This is a genomic window from Modicisalibacter sp. (assembly GCF_055145905.1).
The window spans coordinates 1-26,728 of the sequence record NZ_JBSREH010000004.1 but is presented as its reverse complement, the minus strand read 5'-3'; the positions used below and the strand labels follow the sequence as shown (position 1 = coordinate 26,728).

25 protein-coding genes are annotated in these 26,728 nt (G+C 67.2%); 7 read left to right on the top strand and 18 right to left on the bottom strand.

Annotation, left to right across the window (positions count from 1 at the left end; translation table 11 throughout):
* Positions 1–465: 465 nt before the first annotated feature.
* Entirely contained in the window at positions 466–2,517 is a 2,052-nt protein-coding gene (locus ACTCB7_RS03675) for a choline transporter (RefSeq protein WP_463005581.1), read from the top strand.
* 86 nt (positions 2,518–2,603) lie between these two features.
* On the opposite strand, the gene ACTCB7_RS03670 is transcribed toward ACTCB7_RS03675, so the two are convergent.
* The gene (locus tag ACTCB7_RS03670) at positions 2,604–3,944 is read right to left on the bottom strand and encodes a D-alanyl-D-alanine carboxypeptidase family protein (RefSeq protein WP_463005580.1); all 1,341 of its coding nucleotides are present in this window, start codon (positions 3,942–3,944) and stop codon (positions 2,604–2,606) included.
* 326 nt (positions 3,945–4,270) lie between these two features.
* Between ACTCB7_RS03670 and ACTCB7_RS03665 the strand changes: the two genes are divergently transcribed.
* Positions 4,271–4,480, top strand: coding sequence for a DUF2061 domain-containing protein (locus ACTCB7_RS03665; RefSeq protein ID WP_463005579.1), 210 nt, complete (start codon positions 4,271–4,273; stop codon positions 4,478–4,480).
* Positions 4,481–4,496: 16 nt separating this feature from the next.
* Here the strand turns inward: ACTCB7_RS03665 and ACTCB7_RS03660 are convergent, their stop codons facing one another.
* The 4 genes from ACTCB7_RS03660 to ACTCB7_RS03645 are packed head-to-tail and all read right to left on the bottom strand — an operon-like array spanning position 4,497 to position 7,716.
* Entirely contained in the window at positions 4,497–5,330 is an 834-nt protein-coding gene (locus tag ACTCB7_RS03660) for an alpha/beta hydrolase fold domain-containing protein (RefSeq protein ID WP_463005578.1), read from the bottom strand.
* Positions 5,331–5,375: 45 nt separating this feature from the next.
* Positions 5,376–5,843 carry a thioesterase family protein gene (locus ACTCB7_RS03655; RefSeq protein WP_463005593.1) on the bottom strand — a complete coding sequence of 156 codons (468 nt, stop codon included), beginning with the start codon at positions 5,841–5,843 and terminating at the stop codon, positions 5,376–5,378.
* A gap of 14 nt (positions 5,844–5,857) precedes the next feature.
* On the bottom strand, positions 5,858–6,811 hold the full coding sequence (locus ACTCB7_RS03650; RefSeq protein ID WP_463005577.1) for an L-carnitine dehydrogenase: 954 nt from the start codon (positions 6,809–6,811) through the stop codon (positions 5,858–5,860).
* Positions 6,808–7,716, bottom strand: a complete 909-nt coding sequence (locus tag ACTCB7_RS03645) for a beta-keto acid cleavage family enzyme (RefSeq protein ID WP_463005576.1) — start codon at positions 7,714–7,716, stop codon at positions 6,808–6,810. Before ACTCB7_RS03645 ends, ACTCB7_RS03650 begins: the two co-directional genes overlap by 4 nt.
* A gap of 406 nt (positions 7,717–8,122) precedes the next feature.
* On the opposite strand from ACTCB7_RS03645, the gene ACTCB7_RS03640 reads away from it, so the two are divergent.
* The 4 genes from ACTCB7_RS03640 to dsbG all read left to right on the top strand — a co-directional run bounded on the left by ACTCB7_RS03640 (position 8,123) and on the right by dsbG (position 13,218).
* Positions 8,123–9,571 (top strand): GGDEF domain-containing protein, encoded by a 1,449-nt coding sequence (locus ACTCB7_RS03640; RefSeq protein ID WP_463005575.1) that lies wholly within the window; start codon positions 8,123–8,125, stop codon positions 9,569–9,571.
* A gap of 99 nt (positions 9,572–9,670) precedes the next feature.
* Entirely contained in the window at positions 9,671–11,587 is a 1,917-nt protein-coding gene (dsbD, locus tag ACTCB7_RS03635) for a protein-disulfide reductase DsbD (RefSeq protein WP_463005574.1), read from the top strand.
* A complete protein-coding gene (locus ACTCB7_RS03630; protein WP_463005573.1) occupies positions 11,584–12,420 on the top strand; it encodes a TlpA family protein disulfide reductase in 837 nt (278 codons plus the stop codon). The genes dsbD and ACTCB7_RS03630 overlap by 4 nt, the downstream gene beginning before the upstream one ends.
* 15 nt (positions 12,421–12,435) lie before the next feature.
* Entirely contained in the window at positions 12,436–13,218 is a 783-nt protein-coding gene (gene dsbG / locus ACTCB7_RS03625; protein WP_224421527.1) for a thiol:disulfide interchange protein DsbG, read from the top strand.
* Between the two features lie 30 nt (positions 13,219–13,248).
* Here the strand turns inward: dsbG and ACTCB7_RS03620 are convergent, their stop codons facing one another.
* The 8 genes from ACTCB7_RS03620 to ACTCB7_RS03585 all read right to left on the bottom strand — a co-directional run bounded on the left by ACTCB7_RS03620 (position 13,249) and on the right by ACTCB7_RS03585 (position 20,693).
* A complete protein-coding gene (locus tag ACTCB7_RS03620) occupies positions 13,249–14,556 on the bottom strand; it encodes an ATP-binding protein (RefSeq protein WP_224414286.1) in 1,308 nt (435 codons plus the stop codon).
* Complete coding sequence (locus tag ACTCB7_RS03615; RefSeq protein ID WP_463005572.1) at positions 14,553–15,230, bottom strand: response regulator; 678 nt, start codon at positions 15,228–15,230, stop codon at positions 14,553–14,555. Before ACTCB7_RS03615 ends, ACTCB7_RS03620 begins: the two co-directional genes overlap by 4 nt.
* An 85-nt stretch (positions 15,231–15,315) precedes the next feature.
* The gene (locus ACTCB7_RS03610) at positions 15,316–15,729 is read right to left on the bottom strand and encodes a DUF6691 family protein (RefSeq protein WP_463005571.1); all 414 of its coding nucleotides are present in this window, start codon (positions 15,727–15,729) and stop codon (positions 15,316–15,318) included.
* On the bottom strand, positions 15,726–16,187 hold the full coding sequence (locus ACTCB7_RS03605) for a YeeE/YedE family protein (RefSeq protein ID WP_224414283.1): 462 nt from the start codon (positions 16,185–16,187) through the stop codon (positions 15,726–15,728). The genes ACTCB7_RS03610 and ACTCB7_RS03605 overlap by 4 nt, the downstream gene beginning before the upstream one ends.
* 92 nt (positions 16,188–16,279) lie before the next feature.
* Positions 16,280–17,533 carry an NAD(P)/FAD-dependent oxidoreductase gene (locus ACTCB7_RS03600; protein ID WP_463005570.1) on the bottom strand — a complete coding sequence of 418 codons (1,254 nt, stop codon included), beginning with the start codon at positions 17,531–17,533 and terminating at the stop codon, positions 16,280–16,282.
* Between the two features lie 87 nt (positions 17,534–17,620).
* On the bottom strand, positions 17,621–18,487 hold the full coding sequence (locus ACTCB7_RS03595; RefSeq protein ID WP_463005569.1) for an MBL fold metallo-hydrolase: 867 nt from the start codon (positions 18,485–18,487) through the stop codon (positions 17,621–17,623).
* 110 nt (positions 18,488–18,597) lie between these two features.
* Positions 18,598–19,818 carry a glycosyltransferase family protein gene (locus ACTCB7_RS03590; RefSeq protein WP_463005568.1) on the bottom strand — a complete coding sequence of 407 codons (1,221 nt, stop codon included), beginning with the start codon at positions 19,816–19,818 and terminating at the stop codon, positions 18,598–18,600.
* The gene (locus ACTCB7_RS03585; protein WP_463005567.1) at positions 19,815–20,693 is read right to left on the bottom strand and encodes an HAD-IIB family hydrolase; all 879 of its coding nucleotides are present in this window, start codon (positions 20,691–20,693) and stop codon (positions 19,815–19,817) included. The genes ACTCB7_RS03590 and ACTCB7_RS03585 overlap by 4 nt, the downstream gene beginning before the upstream one ends.
* Positions 20,694–21,040: 347 nt before the next feature.
* Between ACTCB7_RS03585 and ACTCB7_RS03580 the strand changes: the two genes are divergently transcribed.
* On the top strand, positions 21,041–21,553 hold the full coding sequence (locus ACTCB7_RS03580) for a gluconokinase (protein WP_463005566.1): 513 nt from the start codon (positions 21,041–21,043) through the stop codon (positions 21,551–21,553).
* A gap of 201 nt (positions 21,554–21,754) precedes the next feature.
* Here the strand turns inward: ACTCB7_RS03580 and ACTCB7_RS03575 are convergent, their stop codons facing one another.
* From ACTCB7_RS03575 to ACTCB7_RS03555, 5 genes are all read right to left on the bottom strand, one after another.
* Positions 21,755–22,666, bottom strand: a complete 912-nt coding sequence (locus tag ACTCB7_RS03575; RefSeq protein WP_463005565.1) for a 2-dehydro-3-deoxygalactonokinase — start codon at positions 22,664–22,666, stop codon at positions 21,755–21,757.
* Positions 22,663–23,349, bottom strand: a complete 687-nt coding sequence (locus ACTCB7_RS03570; RefSeq protein ID WP_463005564.1) for a 2-dehydro-3-deoxy-6-phosphogalactonate aldolase — start codon at positions 23,347–23,349, stop codon at positions 22,663–22,665. Before ACTCB7_RS03570 ends, ACTCB7_RS03575 begins: the two co-directional genes overlap by 4 nt.
* Positions 23,350–23,545: 196 nt before the next feature.
* Entirely contained in the window at positions 23,546–24,694 is a 1,149-nt protein-coding gene (gene dgoD / locus ACTCB7_RS03565) for a galactonate dehydratase (protein ID WP_463005563.1), read from the bottom strand.
* Entirely contained in the window at positions 24,691–26,166 is a 1,476-nt protein-coding gene (locus ACTCB7_RS03560; protein WP_463005562.1) for a TRAP transporter large permease, read from the bottom strand. Before ACTCB7_RS03560 ends, dgoD begins: the two co-directional genes overlap by 4 nt.
* A partial coding sequence (locus ACTCB7_RS03555; RefSeq protein WP_463005561.1) for a TRAP transporter small permease subunit occupies positions 26,166–26,728 on the bottom strand: 563 nt, incomplete at its 5' end. The genes ACTCB7_RS03560 and ACTCB7_RS03555, both read right to left, overlap by 1 nt.

Here is a 26,728-nt window from a genome sequence, read left to right as displayed (position 1 = left end):
CCTCCCTGGGCCGAGCCCCCCGCTTCGCTCCATCCCCGTCGCCTCTCGCCAACATCCCCGATCGTTCCAGTGGAGACATCCCCGGGACTTGCAAGGCCGACGGGAGATGCGTATTTTAATTGAACGATCAATCAATAAAAACTCGCCGGGACGGCGACATGCAACGCCATCGGGCATCGCTTGCTCATTAGGGTTTGTCCGAAAAGTCGGCGAGCGACGATCAGGCAAGGCAAAAATCAGCGAAAAAGCGGACCGGGCTGGCGCACCAGTTTACGAGGTGTAAATGAGTATTTTGAGCTGATTTTTAACGCAGCATGATCGAGCGCAGCCAGTTTTCAGATAAAGCCTAGCCACGCTTGGCAGCGGGATCCGGGTCCTGCTGCCAAGCGTGTCTGCATCCGGCAGCCCGCCCGGGTGCCTCGAGCAATGTCGCGATTACCGTTCCACACGACAACAGGACCCGACATGCACCAACACACCGACGCCGAGCCACGGGATCGTCTCAATCCCGTGGTGTTCTACGGCTCCGCGATCGGCATCGTCATCTTCGCCGTATGGACGATGTTCTTCACCGACTCCTCCAGCCGCATCATCAACACCGCCCTGGGCTGGATTTCCGACACCTTCGGCTGGTACTACGTGCTCGCCGTGGTGGTGTACCTGGCCTTCGTGATCGGCATCGGCCTGTCGCGCTTCGGCAAGATCCGCCTGGGCCCGGAACACTCCCGACCCGATTTCAACATGGCCTCCTGGGCCGCCATGCTGTTCTCGGCGGGGATCGGCATCGACCTGCTGTTCTTCTGCATCGCCGAACCGGTCACCCAGTACCTGGCGCCGCCGGACGGCAGTGCCGAGACCATCGCCGCGGCGCGCCATGCCATGGAACTGACCTTCCTGCACTGGGGGCTTTCCGGCTGGGGCATCTACACCCTGGTCGGCATGTCGCTGGCCTTCTTCAGCTATCGCCACAACCTGCCGCTGACCATCCGCAGCGCCCTGTACCCGATCTTCGGCCAGCGCATCCACGGGCCGATCGGCCACACCGTGGACATCGCCGCCGTGCTCGGCACGGTGTTCGGCATCGCCACCAGCCTCGGTATCGGCGTCATCCAGCTCAACTTCGGCCTGAACTACATGTTCGCCGTGCCGGAGAACACCATGATCCAGGCCGCGCTGGTGATCATGATCGTGTTCTTCGCCACGGTGTCGGCGGTCACCGGCGTCGAGAAGGGCATCCGCCGGCTCTCCGAGTTCAACATGCTGCTGGCGCTGGCGCTGCTGCTGTTCGTGCTGTTCACCGGCAAGACACTGTTCCTGCTCAACGCCCTGGTGATGAACGTCGGCGACTACCTCACCCACTTCATCGACCTGTCGATGAACACCTACGCCTTCGACCCGCCCACCGACTGGCTCAACGGCTGGACGCTGTTCTTCTGGGCCTGGTGGATCGCCTGGGGCCCGTTCGTCGGCCTGTTCCTGGCGCGCATCTCGCGCGGGCGCACCATCCGCGAGTTCGTCGCTGGCACGCTGATCCTGCCGCTGGCCTTCATGATGGCGTGGATGTCGATCATGGGTAACAGCGCCATCGACATGCTGATGAACGGCGCCGCGGCCTTCGGCCAGGAAGCCATGAACAACCCGGCCTCCTCCATCTACCTGTTTCTGGAGTCGTTCCCCTGGACCGGCGCGACCACCATCGTGGTCACCATCCTGGCGATCGTGTTCTTCGTTACCTCCGGCGACTCCGGCGCCCTGGTGCTGTCGAACTTCACCTCGATCCTGCATGACGTGAACAGCGACGCGCCGATCTGGATGCGCATCCTGTGGGCGGCGGTGATCGGCGTGCTGACCCTGGCCCTGCTGATGGCCGGCGGACTCTCCGCCCTGCAGAGCGCCGTGGTGGTCACCGGGCTGCCGTTCTCGATCGTGCTGTTCTTCATGATGGCCGGCCTGCTCAAGGCCCTGAAGGTCGAGGGCCGCAAGGAGGACAGCCATCGCGCCAGCCTCGCCGGCAGCCTGTCGAGCCGGACCGGTGGCGAACGCGGCCACAAGAGCTGGCGTCAGCGCCTGGCGCGCGCCGTGAGCTTCCCCGGCCGCCGCTCGGCACAGCGCTTCCTGAGCGACGTGGCCCATCCAGCCATGGAAGAGGTCGCCGGGGAGCTCCAGGCACAGGGCGTGGAAGCCCGCATCACCGAGGGCGAAGGCGACGACGTCGGTCTCGCGCTCGACGTGACCCACGGCAGCGAGCAGGATTTCACCTACCGGATCCGGCCGCGGCGCTTCGCCACGCCCTCGTTCGCAATGCGCGCCCAGCACGCCAACGCCGACTATTATCGCCTGGAGGTGTATCTGCTGGAGGGCAGTCAGGGCTACGATCTGATGGGCTACAGCAAAGAGCAGGTCATCGAAGACATTCTCGATCAGTACGAACGCCACCTGCACTTTTTGCACCTCAACCGCGAGGCGCCCGGCAACACGGCTTCACTGCCCGACGGCGCCACGCAGTCGCCCGCCTGAGTCGATTTCGGCAGACAATACCGGCAACGAAAACGCCCCCGTTCGGGGGCGTTTTCATGTCGGAGCCATGAAGGCCGAGGACCACCTCAACGTGTACTGGCAACTACCACGCACTCCATGCCCTGCTGCTGCAGCTGCTGACAGGAGCGACGCGCCTGGGCCTCGCGCAGATCCACCACCCGCGCGCGGAAGACACTGGCGTCGCCCTCGGCGGCCATCACCGCCGGGCGGGCGCTGCGCAGGTCCGTGGTCAGCGCGGCAGCGGCCCGCGACGCCAGCGACTGCGCCTGGCGCCGGGTGCTGAAGGCACCGACCTGAATCGCCCAGGCCGCACTCACCGTCGATACCGAAGGCGTGTCTTTCGATTTGGCCTGCGCGATCAGCTCACGAATCGGATCGCCGGCATCGCCCTGGCCGGTAACCGGGCCATCAGCGCCGGGCGATGACTCGGCCACCGCCAGTGACGTGCCCACTGCCTTGGTGGGCGTGGCCGAGGCCCGGCTGGCCGCCCGACCCGGCCCATCGAACAGCGCCGTCTTGGCGATCCAGTCGTTGCCATCCATCAGGCTGGCCCGGGCGAACCCGCGATCGAGCAGCCGGGCCATGTGGGCATCGCGGGAGCGGGCGGTGAAGCCGCCCATCACCACCGAGACGATGCGCCGGCCGTCATGAACCGCCGAGGTCGCGACATTGAAGCCGGAGGCGTTGATATAGCCGGTCTTGAGTCCATCGGCCCCCGGATAACTGTCGAGCAGGTTATTGTGGCCGGTGACGGTCTTGCCGCGAAAGCGAAACTCCGTGCGTGCGAAGTACCCGTAGTATTGGGGAAAGTCGCGCATCAGGTGCATCGACAGCGTGGCCATGTCACGGGCCGTGGTGACTTGGGCATCGTCGGGCAGTCCCGAGGCGTTGCGGAACAGCGTGTCGTTCATGCCCAGCTCCCGCGCCTTGGCGGTCATGCGCCGGGCGAAGGCCGGCTCACTGCTTGCCAGATTCTCGGCCACCACCACCGCCACGTCGTTGGCCGAACGCACGATCATCGCCAGAATGGCGTCCTTCACCGCGATGCGCCCGCCGGTCTTGAGCCACAGCTTGGTGGGCGGCTGGTCGGCGGCATGGGACGACACCGCCAGCCGATCGTTCAGCGACAACCGGCCGGAGTCCAGCGCCTCGAACAGCAGATACAGGGTCATCATCTTGGTCAGCGACGCCGGGTAGCGCGCCGCATCGGCGTTGGCAGCAGACAGCACCTCGCCACTGGCAGCATCGATGACGATCGAGGCATAGCGCGGGTTGGGCTTGGCCTGGGCGGCCGTGGCGATCAGCGTCAGCAACAGCACGGCGAGCGATAGCGTCACGAACCGGGCAGGCGGCAACGGCGCGCGCGCGCAGACGCGCCAGGGCGAGCGAGGGGCGAGGATGACCATGTGAATGTCCTTGCGTTTTATTGTGACTTCCGTCGGGCGCTACGGGGTGCGCACAGACTCTTTTCGGAGTCTATGTCAGTCCGGCGGTTCCTGCCGCCTGGTATCCCGACGCAAACAGGGCCTCTTTTTGGTCAGTGACCCTTCACTTCGCAGCCGGACCATTGTCCATGCCAGGTACGTTGCTGAACAGCCCCAGCGGAGGGAAAGCATCGCGGGAATATCCGCGATAGCAGCGGCCTATTCGTGCTATTGCAGGAATCTCCTTCAAGAATGATTCTCAACTGCCTATAGTCAGTGTCAGACACTTGCTCACGAGGCTTGCCGCCATGTTCAAGACACTGACCTTTGCCTGCATCCATTTTTCGGTGGCCTTCACGGTCACCTGGCTGTTGACCGGCAGCTGGGTGGTCGGCGGCTTGATCGCACTGGTCGAGCCCTGCATCAACACCGTCGCCTACTTCCTGCACGAGAAGGCCTGGGAGCGGCTACACCGTCGTCGTGACGCACGCGACCGGCAGCCACGGCTGGCCGCCTGAGACTCCCCCGGTCCGCTCAGGCCGGGGTGCGGCTCAGCCGCTCCTGCAGCCCGGTACAGAAGGCCCGCCACGCCTCGCCCATGGGCGCCAGCCGGGCCTGCGCATGCAGGGCGCCATGCACCATCGCCGGCGCGCGGTGATAGCGAATATCGGCGCCATTCGCTCGCCAGTGACCGATCGCCGCCTCGAAGGGCGACGTCAGTGGATCATGATCCACGGCCAGCGCCTCGATGAGTGGTGAGGGAGGATGGGCCTCGCACAGCGCCGGCACGGTCTCGGCGATGTCCCGCCACATCTGCAGGACCTCCTCGCGGGTCAGCAGGGGCGCATCCGGCCCCAGCGAGTCGGCATCGGGCGTGCCCACCGGCGGGTAGATCAAGCCCAGCGGGCCCTGCCAGCCGACCCGACGCGCCAGATCCAGGGCCAGCCGGGCGCCCGCACTGTCACCGGCCAGCGCCAGTGGCCGGCAGGCTTCGAGCACGGCCTGGCAGTCATCCAGCGCCTGCCCGTAGTCCGCCTCGGGCGCGAGCCGATAGCCGACACTCGTCACCGGCTGGCCCAGGCGCATCGCCAGATCGGCGACGATGCCGTGATGACTGCGCACGGAACCCAGCGTCCAGCCCCCGCCGTGCAGATAGAGCACCTCGCCCGTCGCGGCCTTCGGCGGCACATAGCGGCGAATGCGCACGCCATCCACCTCGCCGTCTTCCCAGCTCAGCCCCGGCGGGTCAGCCGGGGCGAAGGTGTCGCACAGATCCTCGTAGCGACGCCGGGCGGTCAGCCAGTCATCGGCGGCGCCCACGTCGCGCATGCCCTGTTCGAACTCGCGGATGAAATCCTCGACGGTCATGACAGCCTCCTCGACGGTACCGGTGCACCGGTGCCGCCACGCTCACTATGTCGCGTCTGGCCGCACGATGGCGATGCGTCGACCGGCCAGGCTCGGCCAGTCGTCCGGCGCGCATCCCGGCAGCGTGGCCAGACGCTCGGCCACCTCAGGCGGAAACGCTGCCGGACGGCCCTGGTCGGTGGCCATGCCCATCAGCATCTGCTCGCTGGTGGCCAGGCAGTGGCCCTGGTCGTCCTCCATGGTGAAGAAGGCATGCAGGCGCTTGGCATCGGCATCGAGCCGTACCATGCCCACCTGCAGCGGCTGTCCCTGATGGGCCTCCCGGCGATAGCACAGGTGCGTCTCCAGAGTATAGAGAGTGTAGGCATGGCGCTCGCGGCCGGCGGCGTCCAGCCCCAGCCGCTCCATCAGGGCATCGACCGCCAGCGAGAACACCCTGGCATAGGCGGCGTCGTTCATGTGGCCGTTGTAATCGACCCACTCCGACGCCACTCGAGTCTCCAGCACGCGCAACGACGGCGTCTCGCTCATAGTCGCCCCTCCAGGCCCTCGGCCTCTGGCCAGTACTCCTCGACCAAGGCTAGCAGGCGTACCAGGAACTCGTCGCGCCGCGACTCCAGGGCGTCGATGCTGCGACCCGCCGCCTGATGCTCGCAACCCTCGACCACGCGATCGATCAGGGTGTCGGTCAGCTCCGGGGCCTCGAGCTTGGTCCAGGGCAGTTTCAGCGCCGGGCCGAACTGCTCGAGCATGTGACGCATGCCCTGCTCGCCGCCGGCCAGATGGAAGGTCAGGAAGGTGCCCATCAGCGACCAGCGCAGGCCGCAACCGTAGACCACCGCGGCATCGATCTCCTCGGTGGTCGCCACGCCGTCGTTGACCAGGTGCAACGCCTCACGCCACAGCGCCTCCATCAGCCGGTCGGCGATGTGGCCCTCGATCTCGCGGCGCACCACCAGCGGGCGCATCGCCAGCTCGCGATAGCGTGCCTCGGCGCGGGCGAGATGATCCGCGGTGGTCGCCTCGCCGCCCACCAGCTCCACCAGCGGCAGCAGGTAGACCGGATTGAAGGGGTGGGCGACGACGACCCGCCCCGGCTCCCGTGTGCAAGCATGCTGCAGATCGCTGGGTTTGAAGCCGGAGGTGGACGAGCCGATGATCACGCCGGCCGGCGCGGCCGCATCGAGTGTGGCGAGAATCTCGCGCTTGAGCGCGAGGCGCTCGGGCACGTTTTCCTGGACCAGATCCGCCTGCGCCACGGCGGCCTCGAGGCTGTCGACGAAAGCGAGCCGTTGCGGGTCCGCGCCCTCGGCAAGCCCCAGCCGTTTCAGCGACGGCCAGGCCCGGGCCACCGCCTCGCGGGTACGCGCCTCGGCGCCCGCCGCCGGGTCGAAGGCGACCACGTCCCAGCCCTGCGCCAGGGCGCGGGCGATCCAGCCGTTGCCGATCACCCCGGTGCCGATCACTGCCAGCCGACTCATGCCTCGCCCTCCACGATCTTGCCGGTACGCGGGTCGCGCAGCTTGAGGTGGGCGCGGGTCTCGGCCGGGGTCATCACCCGCGCGCCGAGGTTGTCGATCAGCCCGGCCGCCTTCTCGACCAGCTGGCCGTTGCTGGCCTTCACCCCCTTGCGCAGGTACAGGTTGTCCTCCAGGCCGACCCGGGCGTGACCGCCGAGCAACACGGCCTGAGCGACCATCGGCATCTGCGCGCGGCCGATGCCGAACGCCGCCCAGTTGGCGTTAGCCGGCAGCTTGTTGCGCATGGCCAGCATGGTTTCGGTATCGGCCTCCGCGCCCCAGGGAATGCCCAGGCACAGCTGGAACAGCGGATCGCCGTCGAGCAGACCCTCCTGTTGCAGCTGGCGGGCGAACCACACATGGCCCAGATCGAAGCACTCCAGCTCCGGCTTGACGCCGGCCGCCTGGACGAGCCGCGCATGCTCGCGCAGCCAGTCGGCGGTGTTGATGTAGACGGCATCGCCGAAGTTGAGGCTGCCGCAGTCCAGCGTACACAGCTCGGGCAGCAGCTCGCCCACCGGGGCGTGGCGTTCGGCGGGGGTCTGCATGTCGCTGCCCGGGCCGCCGCGATATGGGTCGTCCGGATGCGGCACCCAGTCGCCGCCGCCGCCGGCGGTCAGGTTGAGCACGATATCGGTATCCGCCTCACGGACCCGCTCGACCACCTCGCGGAAATGCGCGGTGGAGTGGCTGATGCCGCCGGTCTCAGGGTCCCGCACGTGAATGTGCGCGACACTCGCACCGGCGCGGGCGGCCTCGATCGCCGCCTCGGCAATCTCGGCCGGCGTGACCGGGACGTGCGGATTCTTCGCGGTCGTGTCGCCGGCGCCGGTCACGGCACAGGTAAGAATGACTCGGGAATTCATGGCGCTCCTCCGATGACAGAATGTCGCCAGTCTGACGCCGACGAGGCCCCTTGACTTGACGATTCGCGACACGGGATCGCCACGATACGCCGGACGCGTTCCGGCACGACATCTGCAGCACTCGGGAAAGCCCCCTTGCCGCGAGGAGTTACCAATGCCCGACGCCCCGTCTCGCGCCCTGCCCGCCGGCTGCAGCCATCCCGACTTCGCCGCCAGTCATGGCGTGGCGCGACACGCGACAGCCGCTGGACCTGCCCGAGCCCGACACGGGGCGCCCTTCTGCGTTCACGAAAGGTTGGCCGGCAGGGTCGCCAGACACGCCCGGTTGCCATAAAGTGCAGCTCTGACCGGCCAGGCGCTGCGGGAGTCGCGCTGCGGGCCACTTTCACACCCGAGAGGGGGCGCCATGCAGCCAGGAGCTTCCGGACACCTGCGAGACGGAGTCGCCAGCCACTCTGGCACCCGAATCCTGCGCCATATCGGCCTGATGCTGGCCTGGCTGCTGCTGTGGCGTCTCTCCGCGCTGATGGAGTTCGCGCCCCATGCCAGCCTGTGGTTTCCGCCGGCCGGGCTGAGCTTCGCCGCCTTCCTGATGCTGGGTCGACGCGCCTTCCCGGCCCTGATGGCCAGCGCGGTCATCGTCACCTTCTGGGTCGACCGCATGTACGCGACTGCGCTCCCCTGGCGTGAACTGCTTCAGGCCGGAGTGCTGTTCGGCCTGGCCCACTGCGGCAGCTACGGCCTCGGCGCCTTGGGGCTCAAGCACCTGATACGCGCCCGCGACGAGGTGTCGGTCCCGGTGATCGTGCCGCTGTTTCTGCTCGTCGGCAGCCTGGCCTCGCTGGGCGCCACCCTGACCGGCATCGTCGCATTGCAGACCGCCGGCATGCTCGGCGCAGTCGCCATCGACGATCTCTGGCTACCCTGGTGGGTCGGCGACATGGCCGGCGTGCTGGTGCTGACACCGCTGTTCGTGGGGCTGCTGAGCTGGCACTACCCGGATGTCGAGCCCTGGCTCGGCGGCCTGAGCTTCCTGCCGTCGACAAGCGGCCTGCGCGCCTTCACGGGAAAGCTGGCGCTCAGCCTGGCCGCACTCAGCCTGATCATGCTGCTCGATGCGCACGTGCACTCACCCGAGGTCGCCTTCGGCGTGTTTTTCCTGATCATCCCGCAGATGTGGATCGTCTATACGGAGCCACCCTTTCGCAGCACGCTGAGCATCGCGCTGTTCAGTACCCTGACCGCCCTGTGGGTCGCGCTTCTGGGGCTGATCGAGCAATCCCTGACCTATCAGTTCGCCCTCTGCGTGATCGCGGCCAGCGGCTACTTCGGGTTCGCCGTTCCCTGGCTGCTCGCCCAGAACCGCCGACTCAGTGAGCGGGCATTGCACGACGAGCTGACCGGCGCCGCCAACCGCGGCTACTTCTTCGAGTACGCCGACGAAACGCTCAGCGAGGTTCGTCGCCGGGGAGTGCCACTCTCGCTGGCCGTGCTCGATCTGGACTACTTCAAGACCATCAATGACACCCATGGTCATGACGTGGGCGACAGGGCGTTGATCGGCCTTTGCGCCGCCATGCGCCCGGCGCTGGACTCGGACGACCTGCTCGGGCGATTCGGCGGGGACGAGTTCCTGCTGCTGCTGCCCAACCGGGATACGGCACAGGCCCGGCAGCTGGTCACGCGGCTGCATCAGCGGATTTGCGACCTGCAGGTTGCCGGCATGCAACAGCGCCTGTCCGCCACCTTCGGTGTGGTGACCCTGGAAAGGCACGAAACGTTGACCCAGGCCTTCAAGCGCGCCGATATCGAGCTACTGAAGGCCAAGCAGGCCCGTCCGCCACGCTGGAGGTGACAAGAAGCCCCTGAGTACTGGGGGAGAGATAATACGACTTCATCCTCGGCTCATCTCGATGCGCGACCCTGCTCGCAAAGCGACTCGGGAGTGACGGGAATGCAGGCCAGGAAGGGGCATTGGTTCAACATGCTGCGCGCCGTGCTGATGCTGGGGTGCCTGACAGTGGCCTCGCTGGCGTCGGCACAGGGGCTCTTCGACCAGGAGAACACGTTTCTGTCTCCGGAAGAGGCGTTTCAGCCGACACTATCGCGCAATGGCGACGGCCTGACGGTCGACTGGCGGATCGCGCCGGGCTATTACCTCTACCGACACCGTTTCGCCGCCGAGGCGGACGGGCGCCGGCTCGCGCTGACGCTCCCCGACGGCGAAACGATCGAGGATGAATACTTCGGCCGCTCCGAAGTGTATCGCGACACGCTGCACATGACGCTCGAGCCCGGCAATGCCGAGACCCTCACCCTGCACTGGCAGGGCTGTGCCGATGCCGGGCTCTGCTATCCGCCGCAGCAACGCACCTTCGCGCTGAACGACCTCGATACCGCCAGCGGCATCACTGCCTCGTCGGTACCGGCCTCGACCACGTCCACCGTGTCGACGACCGCTTCCTCGGAGGCCGGCTATCCGGAGGCCGGCTCGCCCTCCCCCGCCGCGACCAACGACTCCCCCGGGGCTCAGGACCAGCAACTGGCAGCACGGCTCGCCGGCGGCGACGCGGTCTGGACGCTGCTCGCCTTCTTCGGCATGGGGCTGCTGCTGGCCTTCACCCCCTGCATGCTGCCGATGATCCCGATCCTTTCCAGCCTGACCGTGGGTCAGCAACCACAAGGCGGGCATCGACGCGCCACGGGATTCCTGTTGTCCACCGCCTTCGTGCTGCCCATGGCCGCCACCTACGCGCTGCTCGGGGTGAGCGCCGCGATGGCGGGCGCCAACCTGCAGATCTTGCTCCAGAATGCCTGGTTCATCGGCCTGTTCTCGGCCCTGTTCGTGGTACTGGCGCTGGCCATGTTCGGCCTTTTCGAGCTGGAGCTGCCGCGTCTCCTCCGCCAGCGCCTGGACGCCGCCCTGTCGCGCCAGCGTGGCGGTCGCTTCAAGGGCGCCGCTGCCATGGGCGTGCTGTCGGCCCTGCTCGTCGGCCCCTGCTCGACCGCACCGCTGGCCGGTGCCCTGCTGTTCATCGCCGAAAGCGGCAACCCCTGGCTGGGTGGCGCAGCACTGCTGGCCCTCGGCCTGGGGATGGGCGCGCCGCTGGTGCTGATCGGCACCCTGGGCAGCCGCCTGCTGCCCAGGCCCGGGCCCTGGATGAGCCGGGTGCGCGGCCTCTTCGGCTTCGTGCTGCTCGGCACGGCGATCGGGTTCCTGGACCGCCTGCTCGCTGATGCCATCGTGATGGGACTCTGGGGCGCCCTGGGGCTGGGCTTGGCGGTTGCGCTGTACCACCTGGCGCGGGGCGAATCAGGCGATCGCACGCTGGGCCAGCTGGCACAGGCCGGCGCCGGAGTGGTCGGGCTGTGGAGCACCCTGGTGCTGGTCGGCGCCGCCGGCGGGGCCGAGGATCCCTGGCGGCCCCTGGCGGTCTATGTGCCCACCGGCGCCGCCGCATCCGCATCGGACCCGCCGTTGAGCTTTGATAACGTCGATACCTTCGATGCCCTGAAATCCCGTCTCGCGACCCCGGCCGACAAGGGGACGCTGACACTGGTCGAGTTCACCGCCGAGTGGTGTGTCTCCTGCGACGTGATCGAGGAGGAAGTCTTCGGCAATCCCGAGGTCAAGGCCGCCCTCCAGGACGTGCAGCGGCTGCGCATCGATGTCACCGACAATGACGCGACCGACCAGGCGCTCATGCAACGCTTCGGAATCTTCGGCCCGCCGGCCCTGATGTGGTTCGGCCCGGACGGCCACGAGCTGCGCAGCGCCCGTATCATCGGCGAGCTGGGTGCCTCCGACTTCCTGGACCGCTACGCCCAGGCCCGGCAGGCCGCCCGCAACGGCGGGAGCACGACGCCATGAGCCCCCTGGATCGCAGCCTGGCCATTGGCCCGCTGGTCCTGCCTCTTGGTCTGTTGCTGCTCATGCTCGCCTGCGCCGTTGCCCTCGGGGTAGCGACCCGGCTTGGCCGGCGCCGACAGGTTGCGGCCGCCGACCGTCTGTTCAACGGCCTGCTGCTCGCCGTGGTCGCGGCACGGGTGGCTTTCGTGTTCCGCTACCGAGACAGCTATGCCTCGTTCCTGGGCTGGCTGGATATCCGCGACGGCGGCTTCGAGCCGCTGGCCGGCCTCGCGGCCGGGCTCGGTTACTGGGCCTGGCGCAGCTGGCGACATCCCGTCGAGCGCCGGCCACTCGCCATCGCCCTCCTCGCCGGCCTCGTGACCTGGTCCCTGACCGCCGGCCCCCTGGCGCTGATCGCCGAGCGCGGCCCCATGCTGCCCGATACACCGCTGGCAGGACTCGATGGTTCGCGGGTGACCCTTCCCGACAGGCTGGAAAGTACCGAGGGGCCGCTGGTGGTCAACCTGTGGGCCAGCTGGTGCCCGCCGTGCCGGCGCGAAATGCCGCTGCTGGCCCGGGCCCAGCAGCAACACGACGACGTGACATTCGTGTTCCTCAACCAGGGCGAATCCCTCGCCACCATCAACGGCTTCCTGAAGCGCGAATCCCTCACGCTCGACCACCTCTATCGCGATCCACACCGCGCCTTCGGCAAGACCGTGGGAGCCGTGGGCATACCCACCACGCTCTACTACGACGCCAGCGATCAGCTGGTGGACACGCACTTCGGGGAATTGTCCCGAGCCACGCTCTCGCGCAGCCTCGAGCGCCTGCGTCGAGCCGCCTCCCCCTGAACGGAGTTGACAGCCATGCAAGATCGACGACCCATCGCCAGTCCCGCTCGCCGGATGCTGGGCCTCGCTACCGGCCTGCTGCTGGTAACCAGCCTGACGGCCCAGGCCATGGAGTTGCCGGCCCCTATCGAGCAACTCAAGCAACAGGGGCTGACGATCCACGGCACGTTTGACGCCCCCGGCGGGCTTCAGGGCTACGCAGCTAGCCTGCGTGGCCGCGCCATCGCCGCCTACCTCACGCCCGATGGCGACCATGCCGTGATCGGCACGCTGATCGACGCCCAGGGGCAAGACGTATCGGCGAAGCCCCTGGAGCGACTGGTCAACGGGCCCAAGAATGCCAGGCTATGGCAGCAGATGGCCGAGCATCACTGGGTGCGCGACGGCTCTGCCGATGCCAAGCGCGTGGTCTACACCCTCAGTGACCCCAACTGCCCCTACTGCCGGAAATTCTGGCAGGAGGCCCGCCCCTGGGTCGAAAACGGCGACGTCCAGCTGCGCCACCTGATGGTCGGCGTTCTCAAGGCCGACAGCGCCGCCAAGGCCGCGACCCTGTTGAGCGCCGAGGATCCGAGCACCGCCATCGGCGAGCATTACCGTGACGGCACCATGCCGAACAACCGCATCAGTGACGAGAGCCGACGCTGGGTGTCGGAGAATACCCGGCTGATGCGTAATGCCCGGCTCAATGCGACCCCGGTCATCTTCTACCGCGATGCTGACGGCGTACACCGTGTGATGGGCGCGCCCGGCCCGGAAAAGCTGCGCGAAATCATGGGCGGGCCCGTCGGCGATTGACCCGACTCGACGGCCCCGGCATGACACGCGTCAATCGTGCGCCTGCGGCAGCCGCAGGCGCACCAGGAATGGCGTCTCCGTGCTGGAAGCGAGCGTCAAGGCGCCTCCGAAACGCTCGGCCAGGGCCTTGACGATGGCCAGCCCCAGACCGCTGCCCCGGGGGTGGTTGCCGCGATAAAAGCGATCGGTCAGGTTCGCCAGCCGCGTCGGCGGGATGACGTCCCCCTGATTGATGACCTCGATCACCACGCCCGAGTCACCACGCCGCGCGCCGATCTCGATCGGGTGGCCCGGCTCACCATGGTGCTGGGCATTCTCGATCAAATTGCGCAGGGCGGTCGCCAGCAGCGTGACCGGCATGGCGATGCGCAGCGAAGCGTCCACCCCGGCAAGCCGGCAGCGGTCATGGCTGTGGGTCTCGGCCATGGCGGCCTCCAGCGCCTCGCCAAGCCGTGCCGGCTCGAGATCCCCCCGCCCGACGTCATTATCCATTCGCGCCAGCAGCAACAGCTGCTCGAGGGTGCGGGTCAAACGCACCACCCCCGCCTCGGCCTGCTGCATGGCTTCCCGGTGACGCTCACCGTCGACCCGCCGCGCCACCTGCAGGTGGGTTCGCACCGCCGTCAACGGCGTGCGCAGTTCATGGGCGGCGTCATCGGTGAAACGCTGCTCGCGCTCCAGCATGCGCCGGGTACGTGCCAGCAGGGAGTTGAAGCCGTCGATCAGCGGGCGGATCTCGCCGGGCAGCCCTCGGGTGGGCAGCGCCGAAAGGTCGTCGTGATCACGCTGTACCAGCCGCCGCTGCAGCCGGGCCAGCGGCGCCAGCCCCCGTGTCACTCCCCACCACAAGGCGACCAGGCTGCCGGTCAGGGCGAGCAGAAACGGGTAAAACGCGGCACGACGCACCTGGGTGAGCAGCGACTCGCGTTCGCGCATGCGATCCGCCACCGTGATGCGCCGGTTCTCGTCGATCAGAGTGTAGACGCGCCAGCGCTGGCCGTCGTGCCGACGATAGCCGTAGCCTTCGGCGCTCGCCGCCAGCACATCATTCAATTCCGGGTGTGTACCCGCCACCACCTGTCCTCGCAGCGACGACACGCGACAGGCCACGCCCTCCAGGTCGGGAATGACCGGTAGCGCACCCGTGTCGCCACGCCAGGCATCGACCGGCACCCGGTCCATCAACCCGGCGACCATGCGCGCCGACTGGGCCAGGCGCTGGTCCAGCGATTGCTCGAACTGCGTCGAGAGATCGCGAATCAGCCAGGCGGCGGTGATTCCCCACAGCGCAAGCAACGTGACACCCAGCGTCACGACAAGTCGCAATCGCAGGCTCACGCGCGCGCTGCCTCATCGACATTCCCCAGCCGGTAGCCGACGCCGCGCACCGTCTCGATCACACCACGGCCCAGCTTGCGGCGTAGCTGGTAGATATGCACGTTGAGTGCGTTGCTCTCGACCTCGTCGTCGATCCCGTAGAGGCGATCCTTCAACTGATCGGCACTCAGGAGGCGCCCACGGGCCCGAATGAGGGCTTCCAGCAGCATGCGTTCGCGACGTATCAGCGCCACGGGGACGCCGTCGAGCATCACGCTGCGATCCACGGGATCGAAGGAAAGGCGCCCGTGATGCAACAGCCGATCGGCCTGACCCGCCGTGCGCCGCAGCAGTGCCTGCAGCCGGGCCGTCAGTTCATCGAGATCGAACGGCTTGACCAGATAGTCGTCGGCACCGCCCTGCAGGCCCTCGACGCGACTGGCGACGGCATCGCGTGCCGTGAGCATCAACACGGGGGTGACGACGCCTTCGCGGCGCCACGCCTGCAGCAGCCCCAGGCCCTCGCCGTCCGGCAGGCGGCGATCGAGCACCACGAGGTCATAGTCGATCGCCTGTCGCGCGGCACGGGCGGCTGTCAGTGTTTCCACGGTATCGACGATAAACTCGGCAAGCGCCAGCCCCGCCTCGATGCCCGCGGCCACCGGGGCGTCATCCTCGACAAGCAATACTCTCATGCGACCTTCCTGCTGATGATCGGGCAACGCTCAGTATCGCGTCACCCGATTAAGCGGGAATGAGGGGAATCGCCGTGCGGTCGGCTCAGTGAGACCCGCTGAGCCGTTTCGCGACCCACCAGCCGGCGGCCATGGCGATGAGCATCGCGGCCAGCGGCTGACTCAACCCGGCGATCGAGGCCACGGCCGGTCCCGGGCAATAACCGGACAGGCCCCAGCCGATGCCGAACAGCGCCGCGCCGCCCAGTAGCCGGGGGTCCAGGTCACGGCGGGTGGGCAGCGCGAAGCGCCCGGCGAACAGGGGGGTGCCACGCTTCCAGACCAGCCGGTAGCCGATGAAGGTGGTCACCACCGCCCCGCCGAGCACGAAGATCAGCGTCGGATCCCAGGCACCGGCGACGTCCAGAAAGCCGACTACCCGCGCCGGATCGGTCATGCCGCTGATGGCCAGGCCCAGGCTGAACAACAGCCCGGCCACGAACCCCATGAGCGTCTTCATGCACCACCTCCCAGCACGTGACGAACCCCATAGACGGTGAGCATCGCCGCCGCCACGAAGACCAGGGTTGCCGCCAGCGAACGCGGCGACAGACGCGCCAGCCCGCAGACGCCGTGGCCACTGGTGCAGCCACTGCCCAGGCCGGTGCCGAGGCCGACCAGCAGGCCGGCGACCAGCATCAGCCCGGTGCCGCCGATCGGCGCGCCGATCACCGCCCCCGGCGCGCCGGCGACATTGCCCAGATTGCCACCGGCAAGCATCAGCAGCATCGGGCCGACGATCAGGCCAGCCAGAAACGCCAGCCGCCAGGCACTGTCGCCCTCCGGGCGCTCCCAGATCAAGCCTGAAAGAATGCCGCTGATGCCGGCGATACGGCCCAGTGTGGCCATCAGCCACACGGCCGACAGACCGATCAGCACCCCACCGAAAAGACCATGCAGGCTCGCTGCCATGTCCACGCGCGTTCCCTCCTGACTGATGACTGCCGCCCTTGCGGACGGGCTGACGGCACGGTGTCACGGCACCGTGCCGGCCGGTGAATGATGGATCTTCAGCGCGACGCCGGCTCGACCAGCCACTCGCGCCCCTTGAGCATGGCATCCCAGTACAGCCGCGGCATGACATGGGCCTTGAGCAGCCAGCCCAGTCGCGTGGCCCGGGTGCCCTCGAGCAGCCAGGTGGGCAGGGTCGGCTGCAGCTGGCCGCCATAGCCGAATTCCGCCAGCACCACCCGACCGTTCTCCACGGTCAGCGGGCAGGCCCCGTAGCCCAGATAGGCCGCCGCCAGGGGCCGGTCATCCAGCCAGGCCAACAGGTTCTCGGCCACCACCGGGGCCTGCTTGCGAACCGCTGCGGCGGTCTTGGCGTTGGCGGTACCGCTGGCATCGCCGAGCCCGAATACGGACGGGTAGTGACGATGCTGCAGCGTGGCATCATCCAGATCCAGCCAGCCGGCGTCGTTGGCCAGCACCGAACGGCTCACCAGTTCCGGGGCCCGCTGCGGAGGGACCACATGCAGCATATCGAAGGCCACCTCGACCTCGTCTTCCCCGGCCTCGCTCTGAACGCGGAAGAGCGCCTTGCGCGCCGGGCCGTCCACGGCTTTCAGGGTCTGCTGGAAGCACAGGTCGATGCCGTAGCGCGACACGTACTCCTGCAATGCCGGTACATAGTCGGCGACGCCGAACAGCGCACCGCCGGCGTTGTGGAAGCTCACGTCGATGTTGTCGAGCACGCCGCGACGCCGCCAGGCGTCGCAGGCCAGGTACATCGCCTTCTGCGGCGCACCGGCGCACTTGATCGGCATCGGCGGCTGGGTGAACAGCGCCCGGCCGGACGACAGCGACTCCACCAGCGACCAGGTGTAGGGCGCCAGATCGTAGCGGTAGTTGGAGGTCACGCCGTTTTCGCCGAGCGTCGCTTCCAGCCCCTCGATGGCGCCCCAGTCGAGCACCAGACCGGGCGCCACGACCAGCGCGCGATAGTCCAGCGCGCGCCCATCGTCGAGCGTCACGCGGCGCGCTTCGGGGTCGATCGCCTCGGCGGCCTGGGCGTACCAGTGCACGAACGCGGGCATCACGTCGCCCATCGGCCGGCGGATCTGCGCCGCCTGGAAGATACCCCCACCGACCATCGTCTGGCCGGGCTGATAGTCATGATGGTCGGCGGGGTCGATGATGGCGATGTCCAGCTCGGCGCGACGCTTGTGCAAGCTGGCGGCCAGGGCGATCCCCCCGGCGCCGCCGCCGATGATCAGCACATCGTGACGGCCCGAGGAAGACGCAGCGGATTCGTTGGCAGACATGAAAGGACTCCGAAATCGGTGGGCAGGGCAAACGGCCACCCTCGACCGCGGCGACGATCGAGGGTGGCACCGGCAGGCAATGATCGCTCAGAAACGGTCGAGCGGCACCTTGAGGTAGACCTGACCGTTGTCCTCGGCCGGGGGGAAGTGCCCGGCGCGCATGTTGACCTGCACGGACGGCAGGATCAGGCGCGGCATGCCCAGGGTGGCATCACGCTCGGTGCGCATCTTGACGAACGCCTCTTCGCTGGTGCCCTCGTGCACATGGATGTTGTCACGACGCTGCTCGGCCACGCTGGTCTGGTAGGCGTACTCGTCGCGTCCGGGCGCCTTGTAGTCATGGCACAGGAACAGCCGGGTTTCCGGCGGCAGGGCCAGCACCTTCTGGATCGAGCGATATAGGGTACGCGCATCGCCGCCCGGGAAGTCGCAGCGCGCGGTACCGTAGTCCGGCATGAACAGGGTGTCGCCGACGAAGGCGGCATCGCCGATCACGTAGGTCAGACAGGCCGGCGTATGGCCCGGCGTGTGCAGCACCCGGCCTTCCAGGTTGCCGATACGGAAGGTGTCCCCCTCGGCGAACAGCCGATCGAACTGGCTGCCGTCCCGGGCGAACTCGGTACCGGCATTGAAGGCCTTGCCGAAGATCGCCTGGACTTCGGTGATATGCGCACCGATCCCGGTCTTCCCGCCCAGCTTGTCGTGCAGATAGGGGGCGGCGGACAGGTGGTCGGCGTGCACGTGGGTCTCGAGAATCCACTCGACCTCGAGCCCCTCGCGCTGAACGAAGTCGATGATGGCGTCCGCCGAACGCACGTCGGTGCGCCCCGCGGCGTAATCGAAATCGAGCACGGAGTCCAGAATCGCGCAGGCGTGGCTGTCGGGGTCACGCACCACGTAGCTGAAGGTATTGGTGGGCTCGTCAAAGAAGTGGGTAACGACGGGATTGCGCATGGGATGACTCCTTCACGCTCTCGAAATGCCCACCAGCATAACGCATTTTTCGTTCTAACGTTATTCTGTTTTAAACCATAAGAGAGCAGGACTATGCGCCCGGCTCACCGTCAAACATTCCCCTGGTTGTCCTGTTCCACCGCCTCGTGCATGCGTTCGAGCAGGTCGGGAATCGCCGCCTGCACGCGATTCCAGCTGGGGATGAACGGCTTGTCACGCGGGTACTCGAGAAACGCCTGGCCGGCCTCCATGATGTTGGCGGCGAACAGCTCCACCGCCTGCTCCTCGCTGTGCCTGTCGAGGGTCAGCCCGTTCATCACCGCGTCGTTGTCGTAGGTCTCGATCAGGTCCAGGGCGATGCGGTAGTAGGTGGCCTTGATGGTCCGGAAGCACTCGGCGCTGATCGGCACCCCCAGGGTCGCCAGCTTGCGATACAGCGCCTTGGCGATGTCCAGGCTCATGCGGTTGAGCCCGCCCTGGGGGTCCGCCTCGGAGACCGGCTGGTGCTTGTGGTCGTAGACGTCGGCGATATCCACCTGGCACAGCCGCTTGGTGGAATAGTTGCGATGCACCTCGGAAAGCACGCCGATTTCCAGCCCCCAGTCGCTGGGGATCCGGATGCCGTCGAGCACATCGGTGCGCATCGAGAACTCGCCGGACAGCGGATAGCGGTAGCTGTCCAGGTAGTCCAGGTAGGGCAACGGCCCGAAGATCTTCTTCAGGGCACGCAGCAGCGGCGTGACCATCAGGCGCGCCACCCGACCGTTGAGCCGGCCGTCGGCGATCCGCGAGTAGTAGCCCTTGCAGAACTCGTAGTTGAAACGCGGATGCGCCACCGGGTAGATCAGCCGCGCCAGCAGGGAGCGGTCGTAGGTGACGATATCGCAGTCGTGCAACGCCACCGCCTCGGTACGCCCCGAGGCCAGGGTATAGCCGGCGCAGTACCAGACATTGCGTCCCTTGCCGGGCTCCTGCGGCGCCAGCCCCTCGGCGGCCAGCTCGGCATCCAGCGCGCGCAGCCGCGGCCCGTCGTTCCACAGGATGCGGTGGCGTTGCGGCAGGCGCGCAAAGAACCGGCGCGCCTCGAGGAACTGCTCGCGATCCGCCCGGTCGAGGCCGATGACGATTTCGTTCAGATACGGCACCTCGGCCAGCGCCTCGACGATGCGCTCCAGGGCCGGCCCTTCCAGCTCGGAATACAGGGACGGGAGGATCAGGCCCATCGGCCGGCGCCGGGCGAAGCGGCTCAGGTCCGCCTCCAGGGCCTCGACGGGGCGGCGGGTCAGGTTGTGAAAGTTGGTGATGATGCCGTTCTGGTAAAAATCGCTCATGGTGACGCCTCTTCCAGGGGAGCCGGGGGCGCCGGTCCGCACGCGCCCAGCCAGTAGTCCAGGCCCTCGGCCCAGCCCCGCGGGCCGGTCTCTCGGGTTCGATACAGCGCCGCATGGCGCACCTCGACGGGCTGACGATGCTCGCCACGGATCAGCACCGGCGCCTCGACCGCCTCGAGCAGGGAGATATCGTTGGGGCCGTCCCCCAGGCCGAGCGTCTCCGGCGTGACGCCGCGCAGGGCCTGATAACGCGCCACCAGCCAGCGCAGCGACCGGCCCTTGTCGACATCACCCATCACGTGCCAGAAGCGCCCGCCGCGGGTCAGCCTCAGGCCGTCGTTGTCCAGGGCGCGACGCAGCCGTTCCAGCGCGGCCTCGTCGTCATCCCAGAGCAGGGGTTCGCTGCCTTCACGCAGGCGGGCCCGTTCGGCACCCGCCTCGCTCAGCCCGGTCGCCTCGACGACCGCCGCGACGGAGAGCTCACTGAGGATGCGAAACCGCAGGTCCAGCCGCTCGCGCAGTACCGTCAGGCGACGCCGCAGAAAGGCGCTGTCGACGCCGGGCGTCTTGATGCACAGCCCGCCGATGTCTCGCGGATCTCGATCGAGACGCGCATGCTGCCAGTTCGACGGCAGCCCGATCACCGCCCCGTTCTCGGCGATGAAGGGGGTCGCCTCCAGCGCCAGTTCACGGCGCAGCGGCAACAGCTCGGCGCGTGTCTTGCTGGAGACCGGGATCACCGGCGTGCCGGCCTCGCGCAGCCGTCGCAGCCAGTCCGCCGCCGGCGACCAGTCATAGTTGTAATGGTCCAGCAACGATCCATCCAGGTCGGTGAAGACCAGCCATTCCCGCGGTGAAATCGTGGCATCCGTCATGGGGTTCCTCCCGGCAACCGGGCGACGCATCGCCTTGTGTGTCACATACCAAGCACGGAGCGTGCCAGATTTGCCATGCCGTCCGGCGGCCCGAAACACCATCAGGCCACACGACACGGCAGCTCGTGCCTTGCCCTTCTTCTCACGATAGTTCATTCATCGGCGCAGCCCCCAAGCACTACCGACAACCACTTGCACCATGCCGGTGCACTGCGACCCGGGGCGTCCGAAATTGGCACCGGCTATCTCTTCACGCGCTTTTCGAAGCCGGCAACAGACTCATTTTTTGATGATGAGAGTGGTATCATTGGTAGCCATTATTGCCATTCGACCTCGGACGATCGCAAATGCAGACCACCTCACGAAGCATCCTCGTCATGGGGGTTTCCGGCTCCGGGAAATCACATATCGGACGGGATGTCGCGGCGGCTATCGGTGCCGAATTCATTGATGCCGATGACCATCACAGTCCGACCAGCATTGCCAAGATGTCACGCGGCGAGCCGCTCACCGATGATGACCGGGAAGGCTGGCTGAAAACCCTCTCCGATCTCTATCGCCACCACCGAGAAGCCGGCCACGACCTGGTGATCGGTTGCTCCGCCCTCAAGCACCATTATCGGGACGTTCTGCGACGCGGCGCCCCGGATCTGAAGATTCTCTACCTGCACGGCGAGCGCGATGTCCTGCTGTCACGACTCAACAGCCGGGGAGGCCACTTCTTTGCCGGTGAGCACATGCTGGACAGTCAGCTCGGCACCCTGGAACCGCCGGGCGAGGATGAGGCCTTTCGGGTCGATATCCGCGAGACGCCCGAAAGGATCGTGACGCAGTTTGTCGAACACATTGCACACTCCTGACGCAATGAACGGCCGGATATAACAAGAAAAGCGGCGCCAAACGGCGCCGCTTTTCTTGTATCGATGAGCGCACAAATCAGAGGCGACCACCGAGCCAGACAAGCCATATCATTTTTTCCGCGGGAGCCCATTCATTCGCGACAAACCATCTGCAATGACAGCGCCGCCGGAGGGGCGACCTCCCTCCCACACAACCGCCCTTCAGGCCATGTGTTGTTCGGCCAGGGCGCACAGCCCTGCCAGGGTCGCTGCGTCGCTGTCGACCTCGATGGGAGAGAAACCTTCCGCCTCCAGAGCGCGTCGATACAGCCCGTTGAGAGTCGTCGACCCGACCAGCACCACCTCATTCGCCTCGGGTGCCATCGCCCGCTGCGCACGGACCTCGCTGCCGATGGTCACGCCGGACAGGAAGCTGCCCACCTGCCCGGCCGCCAGCCCGGCGTAGAGGTGACGGCTGCGCGCCTCGAACAGGGCATGCAGCAACCCGCCCGGATGATGCGCCGCCTTCAGCCCCTGCGCGAAGGCCTCGGCATCGAAATCCGCCGACTCGCGCGCCGGCTCGCCCGGCAGCGTATGAAAGCGCACCGCATGATAGAGCTCACCGGTCATCAGGGTGGTGAAACCCACCAGTCGTCCGCCCTCCAGACGCGCCCACTTGCTGTGGGTCCCGGGCAGGCAGCACAGCGCCGAGTCGCCGCCGCGCCGAGCCAGGGCACCGAAGGCCTGGATCTCCTCGCCGCGCATCACGTCGACGTGATCCTCGCGAACCACCTTGACCCCGGGAACGATCCAGGCGTTATCGAGCCCCGGCGCCGCCACCACGTTCGCCGCGAGGTCCATGGCCGTGACCGGCAGATCCAGCTGCGGCGCCTCGCTCCAGCCACGCTGCGAGCCGACCATTCCGGCCAGATAGACCGGCACCCGTTCAGCGCCGCCGTCCTCGCGCCAGTCGCCGATCTGGGCAGCGCAATAGTGCGGAAACTCGGCACTGGACAGTGCCCGCAACCCGGCCTCGGAGCGGCGCGACTCCAGGCACTCGCCGCTGGCCCGGTCGACCAGAAAAGCGCGAAAATTGCTGGTGCCCCAGTCGATGGCGATCAGCCGCTCGCTCATGCGTCGGCCTCGCGCTCGAGTTCCAAGGCCTGGTCCAGGCTCTCCTTGATCCGCCGCCACTCGGCGACCAGCACCCGGGCGCGCGCACCGACCTCATCGGCCGTGCGCCCCGCCTTGTAGAGGCTGCCGCCGAAGCCGAACCCATCGATGCCGGCGCTGACCCACTCATCCATGTTGTGCTCGTCGATGCCACCCACGGCGAGCACCGGCATGCCCGCCGGCAGCACCGCCTTGACGTCCTTGAAGTAACCGGTGCCCAGCTTGCCCGCCGGGAACAGCTTGAGCGCACGTGCTCCCGAACGCGCCGCGCTCAGGGCTTCGGTCGGCGTCATGCAGCCGATCAGCGGCGCCAGGTCGAGCGCCCGGGCTTCCGCGATCACCGCCGGGTCGGTATTGGGGGTAATCACCAGCGGTGCTTCCAGGTCCGCCAGACGGCTGCAGTCCTGCGGCTCGAGCACCGTACCGGCCCCGACCACCACATGGTCCGGGCAACGCGCGGCAATCCGCTCGATGCTCTCCCAGGGGCTGGGCGAGTTGAGCGGAATCTCGATCAGCCGAAAGCCTTCCGCCACCAGCACATCGAAGATGGCCTCGACCTCATCGGGGTGCACACCGCGAAGAATCGCCACCAGCGGCAGGTCATCGAGAGCCGCCTGAAGGGCGGCACGGCGAGTCTCGTTCATTGTTGCCTCCTGTAACTCTTCAATGCCACGCCATGAAGCGCTCAAGGCGGGAATATGCGAGAGTGACTTAACATGTGGAAGCGACTTCAGTCGCGATGCCTCGGCCACTGCTGTCGGGGATAAATCCCCTCCCACAAGAAGCCCTGGATATCGGCGCGAGCCACGTGAGCGAATTCATTCGCGACGCTATCGCTGGTCACCATTCGGCGATCGACCCGTCTTCATGCGTCCACACCGGATTGCGCCAGCGGTGGCCCACCTGGGCGCGCTCCTCCACGAAGGCCTCGTCGATCTCCACGCCCAGCCCGGGGCCGTCGGGAATCGCGCAGAAGCCGTCCTGAATGGTCAGCGCGGACTTGTCCACCAGGTAATCGAGCACGTCGTTGTCCCGATTGTAGTGGATGCCCATGCTCTGCTCCTGGATGAAGGCATTGTGGCTTACCGCATCCACATGCAGCGAGGCGGCCAGCGTCAACGGCCCCAGCGGGCAGTGCGGCGCCAGCGCCACATCGTGGCAGGAGGCCAGCGAGGCGATCTTCAGCCCCTCGCTGATGCCACCGCAGTGCGACAGGTCGGGCTGGATCACGTCGACCATGCCGTCGGCCAGCAGGTCACGGAACTGGAAGCGGGTGTGCAGCCGCTCGCCGGTGGCGATCGGGTAGCCCAGTCCGGTGGCAATATGCTTGAGGCTCGGCAGATGCTCGGGCAGCACCGGCTCCTCCACGAACATCGGGTGGAACGGCTCCAGCTCGCGCAGCAGCGCCTTGGCCATCGGCCGGTGCACGCGACCATGGAAATCGATGCCGATGCCCACGTCCGGCCCCACCGCCTCGCGCGCCTCGGCGACCCGCGCCACGGCCTCGTCGACCTTGCGGTGGGAATCGACGATCTGCATTTCCGGGGTGCCGTTCATCTTGAACGCGGTGAAGCCCTGATCGACCAGCGCTTTGGCGCCGGCACCCACGTCGCTCGGCCGGTCGCCGCCGGTCCAGGCGTACATGCGCATGCGATCGCGCACCTTGCCGCCCAGCAGCTGATGCACGGGCACGCCCAGATCGCGCCCCTTGAGGTCCCACAGCGCCTGATCGATGCCGGCGATGGCACTCATCAGGATCGGGCCGCCGCGATAGAAGCCGGCGCGATACAGGGTGTTCCACAGATGCTCGATGCGATGCGGATCCTCGCCGATCAGGTAGTCCGCCAGCTCGTGCACCGCCGCCTCGACGGTCGCCGCCCGGCCTTCCACGACCGGCTCGCCCCAGCCGTAGCAGCCCTCATCGGTCTCGATCTTGAGGAACAGCCAGCGTGGCGGCACCTGCCAGGTCTTGAGTCGGGTAATTTTCATAAAATGTTTCCATTTTCCTGTCGAACATGCAGGTCAGCATAGCTTTCGGCATCGGCGAGCAAGGCGTAGGACAAGGCATTCGGCGCACAGAAACCGGAGCATACTGGGTTGGTATGTGAGGATTGCGAGCACCGAATAACGCCGTCATACGCCTGCACAGCCATGCCCGACATCACCAGCCACATGGCCAGATCGGGGAAGAACAGCAGCGCGAACAGCACCACCAGCTGGATGGCGATGAACGGCAGCAGCGACACGAAGATGTCCTTCAAGCTGATGCTCGGCGGCGCCACGCCCTTGAGGTAGAAGGCGGCCGGACCGAACGGCGGCGACAGGAACGACACCTGCATGTTCACCGCGAACAGGATGCCGAACCAGATCGGGCTGTAGCCCAGCTGGTCGACGATCGGCACGAAGATCGGCAGCGTCAGCATCGCCACGCCGATCCAGTCGAGGAACATCCCCAGCACCAGCAGGATCGCCATCATCACCAGCAGGATCGCCACCGGCGGCACGTCGAGCCCCAGGATCACCTGCGAGATGAAGCGGTTGCCGCCCATCAGGTTGTACACCCCGACCAGCGCCGCGGCGCCGATGCCGATCCAGATGATCATCCCGCAGGTCATCAGCGTCTGGGTCAGGCTGGCGTGCAGCATCTTCAGCGTCAGCTCGCGACGCGCGATCACCGCCATGAAGACCCCGAACACGCCCATCGCCGCGGCTTCGGTGACCGAGGCCACGCCGCCGTAGATCGAGCCCAGCACCACGAAGGCGATCAGTCCGGGCACGATGATGGCCTTGAGCGCCTCCCAGCGGTTGGCGAAGCCCTCGTCGCGGTCGGCGTCGGTCAGCGGCGGCCCCAGTTTGGGGTTCTTGAGGCAGCGGATCAGCACATAGCTGATGTAGCAGCCCATCAGCAGCAGCGCCGGGGTGATGGCGGCGGTGAACAGGTCGGCGATCGACTGGCTGGCGATCAGCCCGTAGATGATCAGCACGATCGACGGCGGCATCATGGTGCCCAGCGAGCCGCCGGCACACACCACGCCGATCGACAGGTGCTTGTCGTAGCCCAGGCGCAGCATCTGCGGCAGGGCGAGGATGCCCAGCAGCACGATCTCGCCGCCGATGATCCCGGACAGCGCGGCGAGGAAGAAGGCGACCACCACGGTCTGCACCGCCACGCCGCCGGGTAGCCGCCCGGCGAAGACGCGCATGGCGTTGAACAGGTCCTTGGCGATCCCCGATCGGTCGAGCAGCGAGGCCATCAGCACGAACATCGGCACCGCCACCAGCGAATACTCGGTGACGAAGCCATAGACCCGGGTGGTGACCAGCGGCAGGGCCATGGGCCCGAACCAGCCGAAGGTGAAGGCCAGCGCCACCAGGCCGGTGATGAAGGCCAGCGGCAGGCCGGTGACCAGCAGGGCGAAGATCGCCCCGACCATCAGCAGTGTTCCGTCGGCGATACTCATCAGGCGGTCCCCTCCTCGTCGGGCGGCGTCACCGGGGCGGGCTTGCCGCGCAGCGACTGGATCAGGTGGATGAAGGCCTGCAGGCACATGAGGATCAGCGCGACCATGATCACGCCCTTGACCAGGGCCGGGAACGGCGGGTTCCAGGAGGTGCCGGACCGCTCGAGCTGCCACTCGCCCATCGGGTTGTGGGAGGCGTCCCAGAACATGGTGTAGGCGGCGTAGCTCATCGCCAGGCAGAAACCGAAGGTGACCAGGTCGTTGAAGCGGTCGAGCCACAGCTTGAGGCGTGGGCCGGCGGTGTCGTAGAGCACGCGCACGCGGATGTGGCGGTTGCTGGCCAGCGCCGCGGGACCGCCGAGGGCGAAGGAGACCGCGACCAGCATGACCACCGACTCGTGGACCCAGGAGGTCGGCGAATCGAAGCCATAGCGCATGATGACCTCGTAGACGCTGATGACCATGGCGACGAAGACCAGCCAGGCGGCACCGCGGGCGCACCACAGCACGCCGCGGTCGAAGGCGCTGCGCGCCTCGTCCGGCGCCGACTCGGGCTCGGCGG

Excerpts from the sequence above, each read along its gene's own strand:
- ACTCB7_RS03675 (WP_463005581.1), top strand. The coding sequence starts at position 466 with ATGCACCAACACACCGACGCCGAGCCACGGGATCGTCTCAATCCCGTG.
- ACTCB7_RS03670 (WP_463005580.1), bottom strand. The coding sequence starts at position 3,944 with ATGGTCATCCTCGCCCCTCGCTCGCCCTGGCGCGTCTGCGCGCGCGCG.
- ACTCB7_RS03665 (WP_463005579.1), top strand. The coding sequence starts at position 4,271 with ATGTTCAAGACACTGACCTTTGCCTGCATCCATTTTTCGGTGGCCTTC.
- ACTCB7_RS03660 (WP_463005578.1), bottom strand. The coding sequence starts at position 5,330 with ATGACCGTCGAGGATTTCATCCGCGAGTTCGAACAGGGCATGCGCGAC.
- ACTCB7_RS03650 (WP_463005577.1), bottom strand. The coding sequence starts at position 6,811 with ATGAGTCGGCTGGCAGTGATCGGCACCGGGGTGATCGGCAACGGCTGG.
- ACTCB7_RS03645 (WP_463005576.1), bottom strand. The coding sequence starts at position 7,716 with ATGAATTCCCGAGTCATTCTTACCTGTGCCGTGACCGGCGCCGGCGAC.
- ACTCB7_RS03640 (WP_463005575.1), top strand. The coding sequence starts at position 8,123 with ATGCAGCCAGGAGCTTCCGGACACCTGCGAGACGGAGTCGCCAGCCAC.
- dsbD (WP_463005574.1), top strand. The coding sequence starts at position 9,671 with ATGCAGGCCAGGAAGGGGCATTGGTTCAACATGCTGCGCGCCGTGCTG.
- ACTCB7_RS03630 (WP_463005573.1), top strand. The coding sequence starts at position 11,584 with ATGAGCCCCCTGGATCGCAGCCTGGCCATTGGCCCGCTGGTCCTGCCT.
- dsbG (WP_224421527.1), top strand. The coding sequence starts at position 12,436 with ATGCAAGATCGACGACCCATCGCCAGTCCCGCTCGCCGGATGCTGGGC.
- ACTCB7_RS03615 (WP_463005572.1), bottom strand. The coding sequence starts at position 15,230 with ATGAGAGTATTGCTTGTCGAGGATGACGCCCCGGTGGCCGCGGGCATC.
- ACTCB7_RS03610 (WP_463005571.1), bottom strand. The coding sequence starts at position 15,729 with ATGAAGACGCTCATGGGGTTCGTGGCCGGGCTGTTGTTCAGCCTGGGC.
- ACTCB7_RS03600 (WP_463005570.1), bottom strand. The coding sequence starts at position 17,533 with ATGTCTGCCAACGAATCCGCTGCGTCTTCCTCGGGCCGTCACGATGTG.
- ACTCB7_RS03595 (WP_463005569.1), bottom strand. The coding sequence starts at position 18,487 with ATGCGCAATCCCGTCGTTACCCACTTCTTTGACGAGCCCACCAATACC.
- ACTCB7_RS03590 (WP_463005568.1), bottom strand. The coding sequence starts at position 19,818 with ATGAGCGATTTTTACCAGAACGGCATCATCACCAACTTTCACAACCTG.
- ACTCB7_RS03585 (WP_463005567.1), bottom strand. The coding sequence starts at position 20,693 with ATGACGGATGCCACGATTTCACCGCGGGAATGGCTGGTCTTCACCGAC.
- ACTCB7_RS03580 (WP_463005566.1), top strand. The coding sequence starts at position 21,041 with ATGCAGACCACCTCACGAAGCATCCTCGTCATGGGGGTTTCCGGCTCC.
- ACTCB7_RS03575 (WP_463005565.1), bottom strand. The coding sequence starts at position 22,666 with ATGAGCGAGCGGCTGATCGCCATCGACTGGGGCACCAGCAATTTTCGC.
- ACTCB7_RS03570 (WP_463005564.1), bottom strand. The coding sequence starts at position 23,349 with ATGAACGAGACTCGCCGTGCCGCCCTTCAGGCGGCTCTCGATGACCTG.
- dgoD (WP_463005563.1), bottom strand. The coding sequence starts at position 24,694 with ATGAAAATTACCCGACTCAAGACCTGGCAGGTGCCGCCACGCTGGCTG.
- ACTCB7_RS03560 (WP_463005562.1), bottom strand. The coding sequence starts at position 26,166 with ATGAGTATCGCCGACGGAACACTGCTGATGGTCGGGGCGATCTTCGCC.